Source organism: Elizabethkingia occulta (assembly GCF_002023715.1).
GTDB lineage: Bacteria > Bacteroidota > Bacteroidia > Flavobacteriales > Weeksellaceae > Elizabethkingia > Elizabethkingia occulta.
The window spans coordinates 94373-112564 of record NZ_MAHX01000017.1 but is presented as its reverse complement, the minus strand read 5'-3'; the positions used below and the strand labels follow the sequence as shown (position 1 = coordinate 112564).

19 protein-coding genes are annotated in these 18192 nt (G+C 36.3%); 7 read left to right on the top strand and 12 right to left on the bottom strand.

The features are described 5' to 3' along the window. The first annotated feature begins 148 nt into the window (after positions 1 to 148). The 4 genes from BAZ10_RS14025 to BAZ10_RS14010 all read left to right on the top strand — a co-directional run bounded on the left by BAZ10_RS14025 (position 149) and on the right by BAZ10_RS14010 (position 4698). Positions 149 to 1603 carry a mannitol dehydrogenase family protein gene (locus BAZ10_RS14025; RefSeq protein WP_078772566.1) on the top strand — a complete coding sequence of 485 codons (1455 nt, stop codon included), beginning with the start codon at positions 149 to 151 and terminating at the stop codon, positions 1601 to 1603. Positions 1604 to 1607: 4 nt separating this feature from the next. Beyond that, a complete protein-coding gene (locus BAZ10_RS14020) occupies positions 1608 to 2927 on the top strand; it encodes an MFS transporter (protein WP_078772565.1) in 1320 nt (439 codons plus the stop codon). A gap of 38 nt (positions 2928 to 2965) precedes the next feature. Next, positions 2966 to 3679 carry a hypothetical protein gene (locus BAZ10_RS14015; protein ID WP_245803821.1) on the top strand — a complete coding sequence of 238 codons (714 nt, stop codon included), beginning with the start codon at positions 2966 to 2968 and terminating at the stop codon, positions 3677 to 3679. Positions 3680 to 3774: 95 nt separating this feature from the next. Continuing rightward, positions 3775 to 4698, top strand: coding sequence for a carbohydrate kinase family protein (locus BAZ10_RS14010; RefSeq protein WP_078772563.1), 924 nt, complete (start codon positions 3775 to 3777; stop codon positions 4696 to 4698). 128 nt (positions 4699 to 4826) lie between these two features. Here the strand turns inward: BAZ10_RS14010 and BAZ10_RS14005 are convergent, their stop codons facing one another. The 5 genes from BAZ10_RS14005 to rho all read right to left on the bottom strand — a co-directional run bounded on the left by BAZ10_RS14005 (position 4827) and on the right by rho (position 8747). Then, a complete protein-coding gene (locus tag BAZ10_RS14005; protein ID WP_078772562.1) occupies positions 4827 to 5522 on the bottom strand; it encodes a YjjG family noncanonical pyrimidine nucleotidase in 696 nt (231 codons plus the stop codon). Positions 5523 to 5560: 38 nt separating this feature from the next. Continuing rightward, entirely contained in the window at positions 5561 to 5695 is a 135-nt protein-coding gene (locus BAZ10_RS19375; protein ID WP_260262818.1) for a hypothetical protein, read from the bottom strand. A 50-nt stretch (positions 5696 to 5745) separates the two neighbouring features. Beyond that, entirely contained in the window at positions 5746 to 6336 is a 591-nt protein-coding gene (locus BAZ10_RS14000; RefSeq protein ID WP_078772561.1) for an RNA polymerase sigma factor, read from the bottom strand. A gap of 168 nt (positions 6337 to 6504) precedes the next feature. Next, positions 6505 to 6987, bottom strand: a complete 483-nt coding sequence (locus BAZ10_RS13995) for a hypothetical protein (RefSeq protein ID WP_034869954.1) — start codon at positions 6985 to 6987, stop codon at positions 6505 to 6507. 2 nt (positions 6988 to 6989) lie between these two features. Beyond that, a complete protein-coding gene (gene rho, locus BAZ10_RS13990; protein ID WP_078772560.1) occupies positions 6990 to 8747 on the bottom strand; it encodes a transcription termination factor Rho in 1758 nt (585 codons plus the stop codon). Positions 8748 to 8915: 168 nt separating this feature from the next. Here rho and BAZ10_RS13985 point away from each other — a divergent pair, with 168 nt between their 5' ends. After that, the gene (locus tag BAZ10_RS13985; protein ID WP_034869951.1) at positions 8916 to 9305 is read left to right on the top strand and encodes a DUF4293 family protein; all 390 of its coding nucleotides are present in this window, start codon (positions 8916 to 8918) and stop codon (positions 9303 to 9305) included. Between the two features lie 109 nt (positions 9306 to 9414). Beyond that, positions 9415 to 11226: an ABC transporter ATP-binding protein gene (locus tag BAZ10_RS13980; RefSeq protein ID WP_059322744.1), complete on the top strand. Its 1812-nt coding sequence runs from the start codon at positions 9415 to 9417 to the stop codon at positions 11224 to 11226. An 86-nt stretch (positions 11227 to 11312) separates the two neighbouring features. Here BAZ10_RS13980 and BAZ10_RS13975 read toward each other — a convergent pair whose 3' ends face one another. The 6 genes from BAZ10_RS13975 to rsfS form a co-directional block, all read right to left on the bottom strand. Continuing rightward, positions 11313 to 11693: an OsmC family protein gene (locus tag BAZ10_RS13975; protein WP_078772559.1), complete on the bottom strand. Its 381-nt coding sequence runs from the start codon at positions 11691 to 11693 to the stop codon at positions 11313 to 11315. Between the two features lie 78 nt (positions 11694 to 11771). Next, entirely contained in the window at positions 11772 to 12434 is a 663-nt protein-coding gene (locus tag BAZ10_RS13970) for a phosphatidylserine decarboxylase family protein (RefSeq protein ID WP_059322746.1), read from the bottom strand. Further along, complete coding sequence (locus BAZ10_RS13965) at positions 12435 to 13307, bottom strand: phosphatidate cytidylyltransferase (protein WP_059345918.1); 873 nt, start codon at positions 13305 to 13307, stop codon at positions 12435 to 12437. A gap of 11 nt (positions 13308 to 13318) precedes the next feature. Next, positions 13319 to 13897 carry an LUD domain-containing protein gene (locus BAZ10_RS13960; protein WP_024568232.1) on the bottom strand — a complete coding sequence of 193 codons (579 nt, stop codon included), beginning with the start codon at positions 13895 to 13897 and terminating at the stop codon, positions 13319 to 13321. A 46-nt stretch (positions 13898 to 13943) separates the two neighbouring features. Next, complete coding sequence (ftsH, locus tag BAZ10_RS13955; protein ID WP_059154472.1) at positions 13944 to 15917, bottom strand: ATP-dependent zinc metalloprotease FtsH; 1974 nt, start codon at positions 15915 to 15917, stop codon at positions 13944 to 13946. Positions 15918 to 15953: 36 nt separating this feature from the next. Then, on the bottom strand, positions 15954 to 16316 hold the full coding sequence (gene rsfS, locus BAZ10_RS13950; RefSeq protein ID WP_009086569.1) for a ribosome silencing factor: 363 nt from the start codon (positions 16314 to 16316) through the stop codon (positions 15954 to 15956). Positions 16317 to 16384: 68 nt separating this feature from the next. Here rsfS and BAZ10_RS13945 point away from each other — a divergent pair, with 68 nt between their 5' ends. Further along, positions 16385 to 17104 carry a biotin--[acetyl-CoA-carboxylase] ligase gene (locus BAZ10_RS13945; RefSeq protein ID WP_078772558.1) on the top strand — a complete coding sequence of 240 codons (720 nt, stop codon included), beginning with the start codon at positions 16385 to 16387 and terminating at the stop codon, positions 17102 to 17104. Here the strand turns inward: BAZ10_RS13945 and BAZ10_RS13940 are convergent. Further along, a complete protein-coding gene (locus tag BAZ10_RS13940) occupies positions 17098 to 18192 on the bottom strand; it encodes an LptF/LptG family permease (RefSeq protein WP_078772557.1) in 1095 nt (364 codons plus the stop codon). The genes BAZ10_RS13945 and BAZ10_RS13940 overlap by 7 nt on opposite strands.

The following is an 18192-nucleotide window of genomic DNA, read 5'->3' as shown; positions in this document are numbered from 1 at the left end:
TAATCAAAAATAATAAAAACAATTATTACCGGGAACGTTCCCTGAACTTTGGGAACGTTCCCATATACTTTTTTTTAGCACAAATGATTTAGCAATAAACTTATTGTCCTAAACTTGAGATGTTTAAGTTAAAAAAATCAATGTAATTATGAAAGTATCAGATTATTATTACAATCGAAAAACTATCCAAACGGGTATTTTACATATCGGCGTTGGGAACTTTCATCGTGCCCACCAGGCATTCTATACAAATCAGCTGCTAAAAGATGAAGACCAATATTCCTGGGGGATATGTGGTGCCTGTTTATTGCCTTCGGATGAGAAAATTGTCACCAATCTAAAATCACAAGACCTGGAGTATACTTTAACAGTATGTGGAAGAGATGGCAATGATGAAGTTTATAAAATCGGAGCTATAAATGACCTCATCTGGGCAATAAAAGCTCCACAGAATTTATTGAATAAAATAGCGGATAGCAACACCAGAATTATTACACTAACAATTACTGAAGGTGGTTATAATCTGGACAAAGCAACAAACGAGTTTATACTGAATAATGAAAGTATACAGCATGACTTGAAGAATCCTGAATCTCCGACTACCGTTTTCGGTTTCATTGCCGAAGGTCTTCGTCTGCGAAAATCTAATGTCAATGGCAGTATTACCATTCTCTCCTGTGACAATTTACAGCATAACGGCAATACTGCCCGAAATGCATTTTCTGCATTTATTGAAGCTCAGGATAAAGATTTAGCAGAATGGGTTCAGCAAAACGTAACATTCCCAAACAGTATGGTAGACAGAATAACACCTGTAACCACAGCAGAAGATGTAAAAAAACTAAATGAAAAAAGTGGTATCGCAGATAAAGCACCAGTATATTGTGAAGATTTCGCGCAATGGGTAATAGAAGATAATTTTGTTGCCGGAAGACCTGCATGGGAAAGAGTTGGGGTTACTTTTTCAAAAGATGTAACTGCTTACGAAAATATGAAGCTGAGCTTGCTTAATGCCTCTCATACCCTACTATCCTATCCTTCATTTTTAGCCGGATACCGCAAAGTAGACGAAGCAATGCATGATCAAGATATTGTAAGCTTTATCCGCAGTTTTATGGATATTGATATCACATCTCATGTTCCGGCTCCGGAAGGTGTAAATCTGGACGAATACAAACAAACTTTAATAGAAAGATTTGCCAATAGTTCTGTAAGTGACCAGATCAGCAGATTATGCTCTGATGGTATCTCTAAATTCCCTGTTTATATAATGCCTAATCTGATGAAGATGATTAACCACGAGCAGGATCTTTCCAGAGTAGCATTCCTTATCGCTGTCTACCGACATTATCTGAAGTACAAAGTAGATGACAATGGTTTATCTTATGAAATTGCAGAACCCTGGATCACCCCGGAAGATCAGGAACTCATCTCCAGTGACAATCCCCTTGACTTTTTGAATATTTCTGCATTCAGAAGCATCAACCTTGGTACTGTAAGTACTTTCAGTACACCCTATATATCTTTTACAGAAAGGATCAAAAACGAAGGGATCAAGCCGGTACTACAATCCATTATTGTTCAACCTAAGATAAGCTCATAAAATTATGGAAACTAAACATCGCAACAGCCTATTGCCCTTTGCAACTATTACCTTCATCTATTTTATTGTAGGTTTTCTTACCACAGTAAACGAACAATTACAGGCTCCGTTAAAATTTACATTTCTTGCAGAAGCAGGAAGCCTGAAAAATACCTTTACAACTCTCATTTCATTCTTTTTCTTTCTGGGATATCTGCTCAACGGTACTCTGGGGAGTAAATGGGTTAACGCTTATGGTTATAAAAATACCATTCTTCGAGGTTTACTATTTATGATGTCTGGTTTATGTATGTATCTTTGTTCATCATGGATTGGTTATCAGTATCCAAATCTGGCAATACATTTTGGTAATGCTGCATTGCCTTATGGTTTTATAATTTTTGTTATTGGCTCATATCTTATGGGAACTTCAGCTGCTATTATACAGGTTGTTGTCAATCCATACGCTGCGGCTTATGAGCTGCCAGGAACACAACCTGTACAACGTTTAAATATTTTAACTGCCATCAACTCTATTGGTACTACCTCCGCTCCATTTTTTGTAACAGTTGTTATGTTCAGTGGAGTTTCTATCGCAAATATCGAGATCCGACAGCTTATACTGCCTCTAGTAATATTAATAACATCGGTTCTTATTGTAACTTTAATTACTAAGAAGCTACATCTTCCGGATATTGCCAATACCCGAGCAAAAACTGGCGAAAAACTGGAAAGAAGTATATGGTCTTTCAGGCATTTTGTACTAGGTGTACTGGCTATATTCTTTTATGTAGGAACTGAAGTAGCTATAGGTGCTAATATTAATCTGCATGCATTCGAGCTTGCTGAATCCGGAAATCCGATGACATTCTTTGGAAAAAGCGACATTATTATCGGCGGAATGGATTTGGGAATACACGCTCTGCTATCTACATTATATTGGGGTGGCTTTTTAGTTGGAAGAGCAATTTCCAGTTTCTTTAGTAAAATCTCCGCAAAAACGCAGCTTACAGTAACAACCCTATTAGCAACTATACTGGCTGTTATTTCTATGCTTACCCAAAATTTATGGTATCTGGTAGCTATTGGTCTGTTACATTCCACCATGTGGAGTTGTATTTTCTCTCTTGCTATAAAAGGTTTGGGCAAATATACTTCCAAAGCATCCGGTGTATTCATATCTGCTGTTTTCGGAGGAGCTGTATTCACTCTGATACAGGGCGGACTTGCAGATATATTTGGCTCATGGAGATGGACATGGTCTCTCACTGTTATATGCGAGTTACTCATGCTTTCTTATGCACTTTTCGGCTCCCGTATAAGACCCAAGGATATTATTCAGTAAAACTAAAACCAGACACACTTATGTATAAATTTAAATTAATGATCATTTTTTCAATGATCACAGGAAGCATATTATTTTATGGACAGGAAATACACTCTGCATTACAAATTCGTAATAACCATTTGTGGAGAGGTATAGAAGTAGCCTCTGGTCTAGTATATACCGGAGATATCCATTTGGATTATAAGAATTTTTATGGGGGATTCTGGGCAGGCGGAACAGCGAATGGCGATTACAAAGAATTCAATAACTATATCGGATTCAAAAATAAACATCTAACACTGGAGCTATGGGATATTTATAATTTCTCTCCTAATGCGACCTACAATAACAAAGAGTTCTTTAATTACAATGCCAGGGAGACTGGGCGCTTCATGGATTTCAGATCTTATTATACCATCAGTGACCGTATACCCCTGATCCTAAGCTGGAATACTGTAATCTCCGGCAGGGACAGAAATAAAGAAAACACTCATAATAAATATTCTACTTTTGTTTTTGCAGAATATCCGGTATACAAAAACAATGATCTGGAAGTACGTGGGAGACTTGGTTATAGTTTTGCGCTAAACAATCCTGAAGAACAGAATAATTTCTTTTCAAAAAAAGCAGGTTTCAATGAGGTCAGCCTTATGATATCAAAACCTCTGACAATAGGTAGCTATAAAATTCCAATAGGCTTATGGGGCATGTGGAATCCTGTAGATAATCGTGCGCTTCTTCAGTTTTCAGTTCAGGTATATTCTTTTTAATATTACACTTATAAAAGGAAATATATTAATTTTAATAAAAAATGAAAACTATGGATTCTGCTAAAGAAGATAAAACAGGCTATTAAATAATTACAATGAAAGAAAATAAAATAAAAATTGCCTGTTATGGCGAGGTGCTGTGGGATATATTTCCGGGAGGCCAACGAAGAATTGGAGGTGCACCGTTTAATGTAGCCTACCACCTTTCCAGAATGGGTGTAGAAGCTTATATGATTAGCAGTGTTGGTAACGATGATTTAGGAAATGAATTACTGGAAAAAATACGAAGCTGGGATATGTCTGTCAGCGGAATTCAGGTGAATAATCAATATCCAACCAGTACTGTTATAGCAAGCATAGATGAAAATAATGATGCAAAGTATGATATTGTACAGCATGTAGCCTGGGATTATATTGAAACCAGACCTGCCGACCTAAACCTTCTGACAGAAACTGACGCATTGGTATTCGGAACATTGGCAGCCAGAACTGAAAAATCTAAAAATACATTGTTCGAATTAACAGAAGCCAGCAATTATAATGTATTCGATATTAACCTACGCCCGCCTTATTATGATATACATTTGATTAAAGATTTGTTGCATATGACTCATTTGGCAAAATTCAACAAAGCGGAGCTTCGCATGATGCTGGATTTTATGGGTAAAGATTACATTACTGAAAAAGACAGTATAAAATACCTTCAGGATGCATTTGGTCTGAATGAAATAATTATTTCTAAAGGTAGCAAAGGAGCATTATATGCCCATGGAGATAATTTCTATTTGTATCCAACAGTATCTGTTGAAGTAAAAGACACCGTAGGCAGTGGAGATTCTTTTCTTGCCGGTTTTTTGTCTAAACGTTTAGAAACGGGTACTACAGCTCACCAGATTATGCATCAGGCAGTTGCATTGGGAGCTTTTATTACGGCGCAGGAAGGTGCCTGTCCGGAATATTCATTAGGTGAGTTTACAACATTCAGAGACCAACATCAGATTTCTGCACTTCCTTTGTAGATCTCTGACAGAGATTGTTCAAAAATCATAAAAGATTCTAAAGAAAAACGTCATAGGCTTTAAGAGCCTATGACGTTTGTATATTGAAGCAATATTTAATTTTTCAAAAGTTGAAGCATACACTCCGCTTACAGAAAACTTTTTATATCCAGAAGGTGTTTTACAGATTTTAATTTTTCTTCTTGCTTATCTTCCTTCAAAGCATCAAAGAAAATCACATCCATACCAAATCCCTGTGAACCTTTTACATCGGCAATCCAGTCGTCTCCTATCAGAATGCTTTCATCTTTTTGAGCATTCGCTTTTCCCAGTGCATACTCAAATATTTTTGGATTTGGCTTTCTAACCCCTACATCATCTGCACTTGTTATAGTTTCAAAATAAGGAGTAAGACCCGACCCTTTTATTTTGCGGTGCGTAACATCGTAGAATCCATTCGAAATAATGTGGATGTTGTAATTTTTATCTTTAAGATAATCTAATACTTCCTTTGTTCCGTCTACAAGTTCGTTGTATTCTACAATTTCATCCAGGAAGTTTATTTCAAAATATTCTGCAAGTTCTGCATCGTCTATACCGAAGAACAAGAAAGTATCGTAGAATCTGTGCTTTCTCAGATATTCTTTATCAATTTCACCATCCCTTATCTGCTCCCATAATCTCTCATTGATTTCATCATATTTGTGATGAAATTCCTCAAAGTCTATTCCGTAAAGACTATTTATTTCTTTGCGATTGAAAAGATCTTTAAGTGTTAAGTATGCATTTTTGCGGTGGTCCCACAAAGTATTGTCGAGGTCAAAAAAAATGTGTCTAAATTTCATAATGTAAACTTAGACACAAATTTAAAGAAAATTGCTAGTTAGTTTTTAGAGAATACAACTTTTATAGTATGTGTATCCACTATTTTAATATTTTTAGAATAGCTTAAGAGAAAATCTATTGTAGACTTTCTCGGCTTTAATTTAGCCATTCCTAAAGAATCGAGTTGTTTCATAGAAAATCGTTTCGTTGTTATATTTATATAACGCAACGATTTCCAATTTATTATTTCGTAAGAATAATTTGATGTTCATCCGCCATTTTCCGCAGATTAATAAGAGCATAACGAACCCTTCCCAAGGTCGTATTAATACTGGAATTGGTGTGCTCGGCAATTTCTTTAAAACTTAATTCTTTAAAAAAGCGGAGTTCCAATACCTCTCTTTGATTTTCCGGGAGGCATTCTATCATTTTATACAAATCGTCATTAATCTGGATCTGAATAAGTCTATCTTCTATATTTGCATCTGGCTCCTTTATAATATCGAAAATAGAAAACTCGTCATTATCATAAGAAGATTCAGATATTTTAAAGTTTTTTGCTCTTACCCGGTAGTGATCTATAACAAGATTATGAGCAATCCGCTTAGCCCATAATGAGAACTTACCTTCATCTTTATAACGCCCTTCTTTCAGGGTAATAATAATTTTCATGAATGTATCCTGAAAAATATCATTGGCTAGGTCCTCATCTCCTAATTTATAAAAAATAAAAGTGTAAATATCGCGCTGATGGCGCTTTAAGAGAATTTCTAAGGCAGCTTCATTTCCTTTCTGGAAGTCAGCAATAAGTTTACTATCTGGCAGTGTCTTCATTATTCATTTACTTTAAAATGCCGAGAAACAGTAGCAAAATTAATTTGCCATCTCTTCGACTCATTGTTTTAAAGTAAATGTTCTGCTTATAGTAATATTATTTGTTTGTTTGAACTGCTAAATTATAAAATTATTTAATAACACCAACTTTTAATAAAAGAAATCGTGCTATTTTTTAGATAAAGCTACTAAAGGAATATTAAAAGTCAGATTAAAATTAAAGCCTTTTAGCTGTTTCCCGTTTAAAGTAGCATCTCCATAATTAAAGGCATAACCTCCGGTAAGATCTATAATCCCGAAAAGGCTAAATCCTGCTTTTGGTGCAATGTATTTGTTCGTACTTTCCGCACCAAGAAGAAAATACCACGAATGAAAAATATCTACATTCTTTTCGAAGTTTAGTAAAATATCTGCCTGTACTTTTGGCATAACAGCAAACTTACCGTTAGTCTCCCCCATCATTGCAGCTGCTCCAACTCTGAAAAGAGTGTCATCGTTAGTTAAAAATAATAGACGTCCGCCTACTTCTCCAAAACTTTGGTTCTGATAAGCATATCCGGCATGTACCATTGGGTGTACTGTTAGCTGAGCTTTTGCTGCTACTGAAAGTAGCAACAAAAACGCAGGTAATATTTTAAGAAAAATCTTCATGATTATTTGTTCATGGACATTAAGAATTCTTCGTTATTTACGGTAGACTGCATGTGTTTTTTTACAAACTCCATTGCTTCTACAGGATTCATATCGGCAAGGTACTTACGCATAATCCACATTCTTTGCTGAGTTACTTCGTCGAGTAACAGATCATCTCTACGTGTACTGGAAGAGATAAGATCTACAGCAGGATAAATACGCTTGTTAGCAATTTTTCTGTCCAATTGAAGTTCCATGTTACCTGTTCCTTTGAATTCTTCAAAGATCACCTCGTCCATTTTAGAACCTGTATCAATCAGAGCAGTTGCAATAATAGTTAAAGAACCACCACCTTCAATTTTTCTCGCTGCACCAAAGAATCTCTTTGGTTTGTGCAATGCATTAGCATCCACACCACCAGAAAGTATTTTTCCGGATGCAGGAGTTACTGTATTGTAAGCTCTGGCCAAACGTGTAATAGAGTCCAGAAGGATTACTACATCGTGTCCACATTCTACAAGTCTCTGAGCTTTAGATAATACAAGGTTGGCAACTTTTACGTGCTTGTCAGCAGCTTCGTCGAATGTAGATGCAATAACTTCTGCATTTACACTTCTCTGCATATCAGTAACTTCTTCCGGTCTTTCGTCAATCAATAAGACCATCATATAAGCTTCCGGGTGATTTGCAGAAATACTATTGGCAATATCCTTCAACAACATTGTTTTACCAGTTTTAGGCTGTGCTACAATCATCGCACGCTGCCCTTTACCAATTGGTGCAAAAAGGTCTACAATTCTTGTTGATAGTGTTGCATTTTTTCCTGCCAGATTAAATTTCTCCTGTGGGAAAAGTGGCGTTAAAAATTCGAAAGCTACTCTGTCCTTAATATAAGCAAGGTCTCTTCCGTTAACTTCTGTAGGACGTTGCAAAGAGAAATATTTCTCTCCTTCTTTAGGCAAACGAACAATACCTTTTACGGTATCACCAGTTTTTAACCCATAGTTCTTAATCTGACTTGTAGACACATATACATCATCCGGAGACGAGATATAGCTAAAGTCTGAAGATCTAAGGAATCCATAATTATCTGGTAAAATTTCCAGAACACCTTCTACAGTTACAATACCATCGAAGCTATATTCCTTCTTCTGAGGTTCAGAATGTTTTGCATCGCCATTATTTCTATTCTGATTATGGTGATGCTGTCTGTTCTGATTATTATTGTTGTTATTGTTCTGGTTGTTATTTTTTTGCTGAGGAACAGCTTGTGTTTCTTTTTTGGCAGGTGCCACAACTTCAACAGGTTCTGAAGCTTCCGGAGCAGTTTCTTCCGGTGTTGCTTTTGCCTCTACAGGCGGTTGAGTTTTTGTAACTCTTCTTCTTTGCTTTTTTTCTGGCTGACTAGTTTCCTCGGTAACTTTAACAGCTTCCTCTACAGGAACTTCAGCTTTAGTAGTCTCTGCCTTTTTTCTAACTTCCTTTACAGGTGCTTCAGGCTTAGCTGGTTCCTCTGGAGTTTTTATAACTTCAGCTTTAGCAGCAGGCTTCCTTCCTCTTTTCTTAGGTTGTGCAGCTTCTTCATTTCCGGCATCATTTCCTTTATCCTGTGGTCCGAGGTAATCCTTAATCGTTTGAGGGTTAGATGCCTGAAAATCCAATATAGCGTAAATTTTTTCGTTAATATCGGAAGTTTTCTTCACACCAATACCTAAATCTTTTGAGATTTTCGTCAATTCGGTATCCGATTTTGACTTTAGACTTTCAATGTCAAACATATGAAATTAATAATGTATGTAAGGTATAAAATTGTAATTTAAAATCTTTATGAGAGTGAACCTATCAGATTGATAATGTCCATTTTGCGATTCTGTGTAATGCAAATCTACACATTTTTTATAAAAACCAAAAAAATATTATTACTTTTGCATAAATTAATTGCATAGATGCTTCAAAGAATACAAACTATCTGGATGTTTCTTGCTGTATTAGCCGCTGTTTTTTTATTTTATACAGGGCAGGATGTAGATGTATTAGGAACAACTCCTGTTATAACTATTGCAACAGTCATATTGATATTAATCTCTTTGCTAAGCATTTTCAGTTATAAAAACAGAAAAAGACAAATCTTGCTGAATAATATCAGCATTTTTATAAACGCCTTGTTGATCGGCTTATTGGCTTACTGGCTACTAAACTTACCCGGAGGAATTAGTTTTCCTGAGAAGGGTATTGAGTTAACATTTCCGCTCATCGCAATTGTAGGTTTGATTATAGCAAACATCTACATTAAAAAAGATGAGAAACTTGTAAAATCTGTAGACAGATTCCGGTAGACTTACAACGATTTTTTTGAGTGAGAACCGTCCTGAAAGGGACGGTTTTTTCATGTATGCTGTATAGTAAATGTAAATGCACTACATTTGTAGCTTAATCTAAAAATTGATGAACTTATACTTTAGGATTCTAAAATTTGCTAAACCACACCAAAAATATATTTACGGGAGTTTATTTTTCAATATTTTATACTCTCTTCTTCAGATAGCATCTATCGGAACACTCTTACCTGTACTGGGAATACTCTTCGGCACAGAGAAGCAGGAAATAAAAGGAGATGGTTTTTCTGACAACCTTAAAAGAACGCTTTACACTTTTATTAATAATGAAATAGAAAAGCATGGCAGCTTAAATGTATTGCTTTGGCTTTGTATTATCACCGGTGTTGCTTTCTTTCTGAGAAATATTGTCCGTTATCTTGGAGCTTATCTCCTGATCTTCTACCGCGTTGGAGTGACAAAAGATCTTAGAGGATCTATGTACAGAAAGATTCTTACACTTCCTGTTTCTTTCTTTTCGGAGCAAAGAAAAGGAGATCTTATGTCCAGAATGTCTAATGATGTTGGCGAAGTAGAAAATAATATTCTGGGAAGCCTTGTAGACCTTGTAAACTCACCGTTTATGCTGATAGGCACATTGGCTTCTTTATTCTTTTTGAATCCACAGCTAACGCTTTTCAGTTTATTGGTATTGCCTGTAATGGGAACATTAATTTCTCTTATAGGGAAAAGTCTGAAAAAGGATTCTCATAAAGCTCAGAATGAACTAGGGAATGTTTTCTCCATTGTAGACGAAACATTGAAGTCGGCAAAGATTATCAAAATTTTCAATGCTGATAAGTTACTGGATAATCGTTTTACCGGTTCCATGACCAAATGGATCAACCACTCCATAAGCCTTGGCAGAAAAAGAGAGCTGGCCTCTCCTATGAGTGAATTCTTAGGAGCTATTACTTTCCTTATTATCACATGGTACGGAGGTTACCAAATTTTGGTAAATAAGAATATGCTACCACAGGACTTTTTAGTTTTCCTGGGTATGTTCTTTCAGATCTTGCCTCCTGCAAAGAGCTTGGCAACATCTATATCCAATATTCAAAAAGGTGAAGCTTCGCTTGTAAGAGTAATGGACATATTAGATGCTGACGTTAAAGTTGACGAAATAGCGAATCCTATTCCGGTTTCTGAGCTGAAAGATCGTATTGAATTTAAAAATGTAGGTTTCTATTATAACAAGGAGAACCTGATTCTGAAAAACTTCAATCTTAGCATTCCAAAAGGAAGCACTGTTGCCTTGGTAGGACAAAGTGGTAGCGGAAAAACAACAATTGCCAACCTGCTGGCACGTTTCTATGATGTAACTGAAGGTACTATAACAGTAGACGGTAACAACATCAAAGATCTGAAATTAAAAGAATACCGCGCTATTCTGGGTATGGTAACTCAGGAGTCAGTATTATTCAATGATACCATCTATAATAATATTGCCATGGGTAAAGAGAATGCTACCCGTGAGGAAATTATTGAAGCAGCAAAAATTGCTAATGCACATCAGTTTATAGAAAGTCTTCCCGACGGTTATGAAACTAATATTGGAGACGATGGCAACAAGCTATCCGGCGGTCAGAAACAAAGAGTTTCAATTGCCCGTGCTGTACTGAAGAATCCACCAATCATGATCCTGGATGAGGCTACATCAGCTCTGGACACAGAATCTGAACGATTTGTACAGGAAGCTTTGGAAAAAATGATGGAGAACAGAACTTCTCTGGTGATTGCCCATAGACTATCTACAATCCAGAAAGCAGACTGGATCGTTGTGATGGAACGGGGTGTTATTGTTGAGCAGGGTACCCATCATGATCTGATGGATAATAATAGTGTATACCGTAAATTAGTAGATCTTCAGAACTTTGATTAATCAAGTCTGACCAAAAACTAAAATATTTTATAAGGCACAAAAGAAATTTCTTTTGTGCCTTTATATTTAACATAAGTTGTTATTTTTTAAACCCAGGATGTTTTCATTTCATTCTGGTCCAGCATTTTATGAACAGGGCATTTGTCTGCTATTTCCAGAAGCTTATCTTTCTGTTCCTCGCTAAGCTCAACATTTGTTGACAAGCTTATTCTGAAAGTGCTTTCTCCTTTTGTGTTTACTATTCTCTTAGCTTCTACGTACAGATCACCAAGTTCCCATTGTTTACGGTCTGCATACATCTTTAGTGTAATTGCCGTACATGAAGCCAGTGCTGCATCTAAAAGTTCTGTTGGTTTTGGGCCAAGATTCTGACCTCCGACATTCTTAGGTTCATCTACGTGAACTCTGTAAGAATCCAATTCAACATCTGTATAATAGTTCTGTTGTGAAATTAATGCTTTTGCCATGAGTTAAAAATACAACAAAAAAACAGGTCCTGAAAACGGGACCTGTTTTTTTATTATTCTAATCTTGCTAACGAAGATTTATTTATTTTCTGTAGGAAGCTTTGCAATAATGTCTATACCTCCTTTTGTAATATCTCCTATCTTACAGATCACTTCTGTATCCAAAGGCAGGAAAACGTCCATTCTGGAACCGAATTTAATAAAACCATATTCATGCCCGGCTTTTGCAGAATCTCCGATTTCCGGATAGAATACAATACGTCTAGCCACATATCCTGCAATCTGTCTGAATACAACATTGGCACCCGTTAAAGTTTTAACTGCCATAGTTGTTCTTTCATTAAGTTCAGAGGATTTCTCATGCCATGCCACAAGATATTTACCTTTATGGTATTTTTTATATGTTACTTCCCCTGTAACCGGATAACGGCAAACATGTACATTAAGCGGTGACATAAAGATAGAAATCTGCAGACATTCCTGCTGAAGAACTTCTCCTTCGAAAACCTTCTTTATCATTACTACTTTACCATCTACCGGAGCAATAACGTTATCCACCTGATCCAGAATATTTCTTTCAGGATTTCTGAAGAACCACATTACAAAACCATACAATACCAGTAATGGTATAATAATAAGCAATGACCACATCTCCAGAAAGTAGATACTGACTCCTGAAATAATAATAATGGCTAATAAAACCGTAAGTAAAGTACCTTTACCTTCTTTGTGAAATTTCATCTAAAACCTTGTTAAAATCATAAAATAAACATAAACGACAGGAGCGCAAAGTATAAAGCTGTCCAGCCTGTCCAATACACCTCCGTGCCCCGGGATTATATTCCCCGAATCTTTTACATTGAAAGTTCTTTTGAGCTGCGACTCTACCAAATCTCCCAACGGTGCAAAGATAGCAACTAAAAGTCCAACCACCATCCAGTTTCCTTTCATTTCAGGGAATTTATATTCAATAAAATACCCTAAAATCACTGTACATATAACACCACCGGCAAAACCTTCCCATGTTTTTTTTGGACTGATCGTTGGTGCCATCTTATGCTTACCAAACAATCTACCTGCAAAATATGCAAAAGAATCGCTACTCCAGATCAGGACAAAAAGCATAAATGCCTCCCAGCTGAAGTGGGTATCATAAGGTAAAAAATCTGGCAACCCAAGTGCAAAACCAAAAGGAATTGTTACATACAGGATAGTAAAGATCATTTTACCATTATCATTTTTAATTTCCTGCGGAAACTTGAAAATAGTAATCATGGCCAATGCCATAAGTATAATACCAAAAATATCCATCATATTAATTCCTAAATAGAAATACTGATAGAAAAATTTATAAGAAAATCTGTAATAAATGTATCCGCCAAGAATAACGGTTATAAGAATCCATAACCAGGATTTTAATTTTGTAATCTTCACACATTCATAAACGCCAACGACTACAAAAAAAGTCATCAATCCGTAATACAGATAAGACTGATTAACAGATACTGAAAATGTTTTTAAAATAAGTGTGGATCCATAATGGGTTGTACACAGAAAAATAACCAATCCGTATATCAGTCCTGAAATAAGACGCTGTATGAGATTTTTATCCAAAATGATGCCTTTTAATCTTCCAGCAAAAGTAAGAAAAGTTTAGTATTATCCGGGTTAGGAGAATCTAATTTGGAAATATTTCCACTAATTGATGTAAGATTTTTCAGGGTTCCTCTGCGCTTAACTTTCATCATAGCGTCATTAAGGTTAGCCACAATCTGAGAGACGTTTGCTATAATAATGATCTTCTCGGGTAATGAAGATGAAGGGAAATGTCTGATATTGTTATAAGACAACATGATTCTGCCATCGAAAGCGATAAGATATTCGCATGAAATAAAGGCAGTATCGTTTATAAGTTCCAGACTTTCGGTGTAAGGAACTTTTACAACATCCAGGAAGTTTTGTAAGTCTTCATCGCAGCAGAAAACAGATTTTACCTGTTCAAGTTTGAGTATACTATTCAAAGCTTGAAGAGCCTCTGCCTCGTCCGCACAATAGTTAAAATAACCTCCTGAATGTGTGAAAAGTTGAGCAAATTTATAGTCGAGATCAGCATTTTTCAGTTGATCCCCCAGACGAACAGAAGTTATTTCCTCCTCCTCGTCTTTATTAAACAGTTTATTAACAATTTTTTTAAAAATGCTCAATCTGAATATTTTTAATTAGCCTAACAAAAATAAAAATTATTTTTAATTAAAGCTCTTTTGCTTCCTCATTTATTGGGCTAACAGTATCATTCTCTGTCGTTGCAGAAAGTGGCTGCTCTGTTAACTCCGGATCCCAGGCTCTTTTTCCAAAGATTTCCTCCAGATCTTCTCTAAAAATAACTTCCTTATCTAATAACTTAGACGCTAAAGCATCCAATTTATTGCGATGAGTTGAAAGAATTTCTACAGCTCTCTGATACTGAGACTCTACAATTTTGGAAATTTCCTTATCAATAAGCTTAGCAGTTTCTTCTGAATATGGTTTTCCAAAAGAGTATTCCTGCTGACCTGAGCTGTCATAATAAGACAGGTTACCTACAGCATCACTTAGTCCATAGATTGTTACCATTGCCTGTGCCTGCTTTGTTACTCTTTCCAAATCGGAAAGGGCACCTGTAGAGATATTTCCGAATACAACCTGCTCTGCAGCTCTACCTCCTAATGTTGCACACATTTCGTCCAGCATTTGTTCGGTTGTAGTAAGTTGTCTTTCTTCCGGAAGATACCATGCTGCTCCAAGAGAACGCCCTCTAGGTACAATTGTAACCTTTAGTAAAGGTGCTGCATGCTCTACCAACCAGCTAACAGTAGCGTGACCTGCTTCATGGAAAGCCACTCTGCGTTTTTCAGATGGTTTAATAGCTTTATTTTTCTTTTCAAGACCACCAATAATTCTGTCTACAGCATCCAGGAAGTCTTGTTTATTTACAGATTCATGTCCATTTCTAGCTGCGATAAGAGCTGCTTCGTTACAAACATTGGCAATATCCGCTCCACTGAATCCAGGTGTTTGCTTCGCAAGGAAGTCAACATCTACAGAGGAATCCAGTTTAATTTTCTTAAGATGAACATTAAAGATTTGCTTACGCTCGTGCAATTCCGGAAGATCCACATAAATAGATCTGTCAAAACGTCCTGCACGCATTAATGCTTTATCAAGGATATCTGCACGGTTAGTCGCTGCCATTACAATAACGTTGGTATCTGTACCGAAACCATCCATTTCTGTCAACAACTGGTTTAGTGTATTTTCTCTTTCGTCGTTACCACCTGTAATATTTCCACGACCTCTGGCTCTACCAATAGCGTCGATCTCATCGATAAATATAATCGCCGGGGATTTCGCTTTTGCCTGTGCAAAAAGGTCACGTACTCTGGACGCTCCTACCCCTACAAACATTTCCACAAAATCGGAACCTGAAAGTGAGAAGAAAGGAACTTTTGCTTCACCTGCTACAGCTTTCGCCAATAAGGTTTTACCTGTTCCCGGAGGGCCTACTAAAAGAACGCCTTTTGGTATCTTACCACCCAGCTTGGTGTATTTGTCAGAGTTTTTCAAAAAGTCTACAACTTCCTGTACTTCTTCTTTAGCACCTTCTAAACCAGCAACATCTTTGAAGCTAACATTTACTTTTTCTTTTTCATCAAAAAGTTTCGCTCTCGATTTTCCAATGTTAAAGATTTGGCCACCAGCTCCACCTGAGCCACCAGCTATCTTTCTGAAGAAGATATAATAGAACAAAACCATAATACCTACCCACACAAGAATATTCATAAGGAAGCTACTCCATGGAGAACTTTCCGTATCGAACGTAAGTTTGGATTTGATATTTGAATCTTTATCTGTTATAGCGTTATAGCGTTCCTGAAAATACTTCAGGTCACCAATATTTACAGTAAAATCCGGGTTTTCTTTCATGAATCCCATCATTGGCGACGGAGTCGTTTTCTTCTTAGCCAATGCAGGATCATTTTTAGCTTCAGGTGTTAAAAAAACCTGAGCAACGTCTGTATCCTTTAATACGACAACATTTTTGATTTTATTTTGGCTCAATAATGCATAAAAACTTTTCTCGTCTAGTTTTCTGGTGTCCGATGAAGACATTAAACCAGGAAGGAAAAGCATAAGCAATACTGCTGCAAAGATTAAATAAAACCAATTAAATCCTTTACTTTTCATTACTTCTTTTAAATAATTAGGAGAGGGTTCTCTCTGTTAAGATTCTATTTTTGTGACTTTGGCATCTCCCCAAAGGCTTTCGATATCATAATATTCACGAATATGTCTTTGGAAGATATGCACAACAACCGATACATAGTCTACTAATACCCACAATGAGTTTTCAGCACCTTCCACATGCCATGGACGATCCTGTAGTTCATTTCTTACTTTCTTTTCTACATTTCCTGCGATTGCTGAAACCTGTGTATTAGAATTGGCACTACATATAATAAATGTATCGGCAACTGTATTTTCAATATGCGAGAGATCAAGAACTTGGATATCCTCACCTTTAGTATCCTGAATCGCTTCTAGTATTTTGTCTATTAGTTGCTGTTTTTCTGTATTTTTACTCATTCAAAAAATTGTAATATTTGCAAAGTTACTTTTTTTTATCTCAAATCCTCTTTAATTAGCTTTAAAAAATGAACAGCCTGCTTTACCTTCCAAGTGTTGGATCCACAAACGATATCGTTTCTGAACTTGCAAATCCAAACGCTACAGGAATATCCTCAGTATATACATTTGACCAGACCAAAGGACGTGGACAATATGGCAACACCTGGAAAATCCCAAAAGATAAGAACGTAGCTTATTCTTTTATCTTACCAACAAAGCTAGTGAGATTGTCTCCAAATCTATTCAACTTCTATACCGCTTTGTTACTTCGTGACTTTATTGTCAAAATTACCGATAAAGAGGCAAAAGTGAAGTGGCCCAATGATATAATCCTGCAAAATAAAAAAATTGTGGGAATTCTCATAGAGAAAATTACAGTGGAGCATTTAGATTATTATATAGCCGGTTTTGGTGTAAATGTTCTTCAGGATAATTTTGAGGAGATTGCAAAAGCGGGTTCTATAAAGACACAAACCGGTTTAAGCTTCGACCTGCACCATTTTGCAAAAGGAATGCACAGCCATTTTTCTGAGCAGCTTGTACAGTTCCCCTCAGATGAAGAGATACTGGCAAGATACAACGAGGCACTTTTCCGAAAAGACCAGATATCCGTGTTTGAGATTAACAATATCAGACAAAATGGCATCATTAGATATGTTGACAAAGATGGTTATCTAAATGTAGAACTGGAAAATGAAGATGAAATGAAAAAGTTTTTCCACAAAGAAATCACCCTACTCTACTGATTAGCTCGCTTCCAGTATAGGTAGAACGCAATCGGAGCAAATACAATATTTGGAAGCCACATAGCCACCAAAGGCGATAAAGTTTGCGAAGAAGAAACCAGTTTCAATACTTCGAATGAGAATACAAATACAAAGGCCAGGGCAATACCAATTGCCAGGTTTGCTCCAAGCCCGCCTCTTTTCTTCTGGGAAGAAAGTGAGAGCGCCAAAAAGGTTAGTATAATAATAGAAAAAGGCATGGCGGTGCGCAAATGCAACTCATTTTGATAAGCGGCGACATTTGCATTACCTTTTCTTCTTTCATTATTGATAAAATTAATAAGTTCGGGTGTTGTTTTGTTTTCACCAACAAGTTCATCCGGAAAAATCTCTTCGGGAGATGCACCCAGCTTCTGATACTTGGTGTCTCCTTTAGCTAGTTTTTCCGTGTCATCTTTATTCACCCACTTTTCGTAATAATTGGTCAGCATGAAGCTTTTCTTTTTCTCCTCCCAAACCATATCGCTTGAAGTAAGCTGATAAATCAGTCGTCTGTTTTTATCAAATTTCTGATAAAGATAGGAGAAGCCTCTTTTCTCTTTAGGATTATAGCTATTGATAAAAACATATTCTGTAGGTGATAACTGCGTAGAAATCTGACGGCTATCTGTAAATTTACTTCTGTTAGCCGCACTATAGGTATAGATGATTAGTTTGTTTTTCTTAATATTCGCCCATGGCAATATAAAGTGATTAATAGCCAATGCAGAAAAAGCAAGTAATAAAGCGGCAATAAGATAAGGCTTGGCAAATCTGTGAAAACTGGCTCCACTACTAATAATAGCCACGATTTCGGTATTATTGGCCATTCTCGATGTAAAGAAAATAACCGAAATAAATACCAGAATAGACATAAAGGTTATAACAAGATATATTAACCAGTATGGGTAAAAATGAATCAGAAAGTAACTTGTTGTAAAACCATTACTTTCAATACGCGGAATCTTTGCCTGAACATCTATTACCAATACAATAATAGACAGCAATGCCAACATAAATCCCAGGGTTCCCAGGAATTTCCGGATAATATATTTATCTATAATCTTCAA